This is a genomic window from Limnofasciculus baicalensis BBK-W-15, assembly GCF_024178385.1.
Classification (GTDB): Bacteria; Cyanobacteriota; Cyanobacteriia; order Cyanobacteriales; family Coleofasciculaceae; genus Limnofasciculus; species Limnofasciculus baicalensis.
In genome coordinates, this window is the sequence record NZ_JAMZMM010000417.1 from 1 (window position 1) to 4,728 (window position 4,728).

At 42.1% G+C, this 4,728-nt stretch carries 4 protein-coding genes; 1 reads left to right on the forward strand and 3 read right to left on the reverse strand.

Annotated features, from left to right (window positions below; all coding sequences use genetic code 11):
• Nucleotides 1-358 precede the first annotated feature (358 nt).
• Nucleotides 359-1,180 (forward strand): 2-succinyl-6-hydroxy-2,4-cyclohexadiene-1-carboxylate synthase, encoded by an 822-nt coding sequence (gene menH / locus NJ959_RS25685; protein ID WP_254014600.1) that lies wholly within the window; start codon nucleotides 359-361, stop codon nucleotides 1,178-1,180.
• A 169-nt stretch (nucleotides 1,181-1,349) separates the two neighbouring features.
• Here the strand turns inward: menH and NJ959_RS25690 are convergent, their stop codons facing one another.
• The 3 genes from NJ959_RS25690 to crn3 form a co-directional block, all read right to left on the reverse strand.
• Complete coding sequence (locus tag NJ959_RS25690; protein ID WP_254014601.1) at nucleotides 1,350-3,932, reverse strand: endonuclease MutS2; 2,583 nt, start codon at nucleotides 3,930-3,932, stop codon at nucleotides 1,350-1,352.
• A 97-nt stretch (nucleotides 3,933-4,029) separates the two neighbouring features.
• A complete protein-coding gene (locus NJ959_RS25695) occupies nucleotides 4,030-4,227 on the reverse strand; it encodes a hypothetical protein (protein ID WP_254014602.1) in 198 nt (65 codons plus the stop codon).
• Nucleotides 4,228-4,266: 39 nt separating this feature from the next.
• Nucleotides 4,267-4,602, reverse strand: coding sequence for a CRISPR-associated ring nuclease Crn3/Csx3 (gene crn3, locus NJ959_RS25700; protein WP_254014603.1), 336 nt, complete (start codon nucleotides 4,600-4,602; stop codon nucleotides 4,267-4,269).
• Nucleotides 4,603-4,728 lie beyond the last annotated feature (126 nt).

The window sequence follows — 4,728 nt, forward strand, 5'->3', positions numbered from 1 at the left end:
GGTTAGGGGTTAGGGGTAAATCCCGATAAATCATTCGACTTTATGAGTTTACAGTAAGTTTCTCTCGCTACCAGGGAAAATCAATTCGGTAAAAGTGGTCTGTCTATAGTTATGGAATACCATACCAAATTCAGTCTCATCTAGAACTTGTGGAGCAGGTGGCACGAGGTGCGGCTGACTCCTCCCATCTGTCACATTCTATCGGGGTTTTCAGTGGCAAGGAACAGATTCTTTTTTTTAACGCAAAGAGCGCAAAGGAATCCGCAAAGGTACGCAAAGAAGAGAGTGAATTTTTGGGTGTGTTTTACTTATTTTAGAAGTGCGATAGGATTAAACATAAGTTAGTACAAGTACAATAATGAAGGGGTATAGAGAAATTGTCAAAGTTGATAATTATCAATTTCATTATTCTTTAATCGGTAAATTGCGATCGCCGATTATCCTTTTTTTGCACGGATTTCTAGGCGATTGCCATGAGTTTGATCGAGTTATTGCCCTTTTAGCTAAGGATTTTTGTTGTTTAACTGTGGATCTACCTGGTCATGGTAAGACGATAGTTACAGGTGGAAATGAGTATTATACTATGGGAAATACGGCTTTGGGCTTAATTCAGTTTTTAAATATATTAAATATTGATAAGTGTTTTTTAGTTGGTTATTCTATGGGAGGAAGATTAGCCTTATATTTAACTATTATTTTTCCTCATAGATTTAATAAGGTTGTGCTAGAATCTGCTTCTCCTGGCTTGAAAACTCAAGAGGAAAAATTATTAAGAATTGCGAGAGATACCCAGTTAGCAGAAGAGTTAGAAGCCACTGATTTTAGGAGGTTTTTAAATAACTGGTACGAGCAGGCAATATTTAGTTCTTTAAAGGAACATAGAGATTTTGATATTATACTAGAGCGTCGGCTAAATAACAAACCATCAGAGCTAGCTAAATCACTACGGAATCTGAGTACAGGAATTCAGCCATCTTTATGGGAAAAGATACAATATAATCAAATACCTTTACTTTTGTTCGTTGGTGAATACGATGATCAGTTTAAGTTAATTAACCAAGAAATGGCTGCTATATCTAAAGGAGCCGAATTAAAGCTAATTAAAAATAGCGGGCACAATATTCATTGGGAAAATGTTATAGATTTTACAGGAGAGATCGGAAAATTTTATGGGAGTTAGATTATTCTATAAGGAGATTGGCATAATCAAGATACAGCAATTTTCAGGTATGTGAGGTACATAGAAATCCGGTTTCTCAAACAGAGATACATAGAAACCCGGTTTCTGGGGCGTACTTCATAAACCTGCAATCTGCTGTATTTATAAAACCAAATGGGATAATTTATCCCTATTTTAAATAGACTACAGTCACACCACCACCACCTTCCTTTTGTGCTGCTAACTCAAAACGCGCTACCAAATTATGTCGTGTCAAAAATTCATGTACCCCTTCCCGGAGTTTACCTGTACCTTTACCGTGAATAATCCACAATGTTCCATATTCTATCGCTTCAGATATCGCTTGCTCTAACTCAAATTCTGCATCAGAAACTCGTTTACCTCGCAAATCAATCGAATTTTTTGATGTACGAATTACGGGAGTAGAGGCTGAAGTGGAAGCTGACGATACTGTGGGAGTTGGTGCGGGTTTAGATTTAACGGGAATATCTGGTTTTTGCCCATCTAGAGATTCTATATCTGCTAGATTTACAGTCATTTTCATAATCCCAAAACGCACTGTTAACTCATTGGCTTCATTTGCGGCGGTAATGACTTCAGCAGTTTGGTTTAATTTAAGAATACGAATTCTATCACCAATTTTGGGGCGAAATCCCGGTTTTGGTTTCGGTGGCGGTGCGACAGGGATATGCTTTTGAGCAATATCTTTAATTGCAGCGGTGGCTTTTTGGGCATTTTGGGCAGTTTGGGAGCCTTGCTGCAACTGGCGAATTACCTTGCCAATTTCCCCTTTTGCTTCTGCGATCGCATTTTGTACTGCTTTTTCCTGAGATAACTTTAACTCCCTTTCTCGCTCTTGTAAAAGTTTTGCCTTATTCGACACTTCCTCATGCAAAATTTCCGTTTGTTGCAATAACTGACTTGCCTCTTGCGCCTTGACTTCCTGACGGCGACGCTGTGCTTCCAAACCCGATATTACCTGATTCACTTCTTCCGACGCGCCGCCTACTAATGTTTGCGCCTCATCGACAACTTCCCCTTTTAACCCCAAACGTCGAGCAATAGTTAAAGCATTAGAACGACCAGGAATGCCCCATAATAAACGATAAGTTGGCGAAAGCGTCAAATCATCAAACTCAACTGACGCATTTTCAAACCTTTCATCCTGATATTTCAGCGCCTTCAGCTCCCCATAATGAGTCGTAGCCACCGTTAACTGAGCATGTTTAGCCAAATATTTTAACAGTGCGATCGCCAAAGCACTACCCTCTGCGGGATCAGTACCTGCGCCGACTTCATCTAGTAAGACGAGGGAGTAGGGGGAGAGTGGGTTTTTTGGAGTGGGTTTTTTGGAGTGGGTTTTTTGGAGAGTTAGGGAAGATACTGTCAAATCCGATAACCCATCCGCTGCCAAATCCGCCCCTCCATCCACCACCGATAACCCATCCGCTGCCAAATCCGCCCCTCCATCCACCACCGATAATCCATCCGTTACATCCGTTACCCCATCCGTTGCCAACGCCTCTAATATCCGACTAATCCGCCGAATATGCCCTGAAAAAGTTGATAAACTTTGCTCCAAAGACTGCTCATCCCCAATATCAGCCAACACTTTGTCAAACCAAGGCAATTCCACAGGCTCCCTAGCCGGAACAAATAATCCCACCTTTGCCATCAATACTGCTAAACCCAGAGTCTTTAAAGTTACCGTTTTACCACCAGTATTTGGCCCAGTAATTGCTACTACTTTAATCGACGGCTGAATCTGAACATTAATCGGTACAACGGGTGTACCTTCCTCATGCTGTTGCTGCCAAACTAATAGAGGATGGCGCAATTCTCGCAGGGTAATGATTTCGCCCTCATTGCGCTCTATAAATCTGGGTGGATTAGCTCCCAACCAAAGACTATATCTTGCCTTAGCTGTAGCTAAATCTAAAATAGTTGCTACGGCTAATAATTGTTCTAAATCTGGTTTAATTTCCGCAATCTTTTCTGTTAAAGCGCGACGTACTGCTTCTGCTTCTGTTTGCTCTTGACGCTGATATGTTCTTAGCTGATTCCCTAAGTTAACAATAGAATGGGGTTCTATATATAAGGTAGCACCACTACTAGAAACATCGTGAACAATACCAGGAATAGCATCTTTTTGTGGTGCTTTGACGGGAATCACAAAACGATCCCCTCTTTGGGTAATCAGAAGCTCTTGCACAGCATTGCTTTGACGCTGTAAGATACCCTGAAGAACCTGATAAATGCGATCGCGGACTGATTTTAGTTGTGTGCGAATCCCTGCTAACTTAGGACTAGCGCGATCTGCGACATCTCCTCTTTCGTCGATACAGTGGTGAATTTCTTGCTCAATTTCTGGATAGGTGCGGATATCGGCAACCAAGGCAGCGAGTACAGGGATATCCTCTCGATCGTCAATTATCCGCCGCAAACGGCGCATCCCTGCTAAAGTTGTGGCGATCGCAAGTAATTCCTCTCCAGATAAGACACCTTGTCGTTCCGCCCTTTCTAAAGAATCACCGAAATCATAAATCCCGTCAAATGTCAAGCCATTAGTTAAATGAATTTCTAATTGATAAACTTCCTTCGTCTGAGCTAGTAGTTGCAGGCTTTCTGCTTGGGTGGTAGGCGGTTGAAGATGGCGAGATGCGATCGCCCCTAGCTTGGTGGCGGCAAAGGTAGCTAGGTGGTTGCAGAGGCGCTGCCATTCGAGTAATTCTAGGGTTTCTGCTTGAATCAAGGCTTTAAAGTCAGGGCTGATCTGGTTGTATTATAAGAGCTTACCTTATTGTAGTACAAATTTTGTAGGGTGTGTTACTTTATAACGCACCGTAAACTTACTTTACTTGATAAATGTAAGCATCTTCAACCCACACCTGATTAACTCGATTATTAGTCAGCCGTCTCCCTGACAAGTTGAAATTATACTGCTGTTGTAACTGACGTAAACCCTTAATTAATTCATGTTTTGGGCTTACTGCGACAATAGCAGTCCAATCGATATCAAGTTTAGCAACTTTAACCAGCTTTTCCAAATCGTGGGTGAGGAAGTATTATCATCCTCCTCTCTCCTTTTAGGGGAGGGGCTGGGGTAAATCGACTTTAAAGACTTGAGAAATTCCCACATTAGGAGTATGGGTAGCCACAACAACTATACCCATACGAGGATCGTAACACCCCACCCAAGCAGCCGGATGGCACTCGTGAACTAAATATCCGTATAACCAAATTGGTCCTTTGCCTTCGATTACGATACCTTGGCTATAATCAATGCCTTCTGGCAATTTTACTCCCTTAAGATCGCCAGGGACAACGATCCCGTTTTCGTTAACAATCTTAATATGTAGGTGTTGGTAAGGTAAACCGTCGTGGGTTTGGTGGGGAATGACTTGAAGTTGAATTGCACTCATGTATCTTTCAGTTCAAATATGATATTGCTACTCTAGCAGGAGGGTGGAAGCCGCCCTTTCCATAAGGAGCGCTGTTTCATTGTCGGCGGAGAAATGGGGGGTGTGGGATTGGGGGTGTTGGGCAGG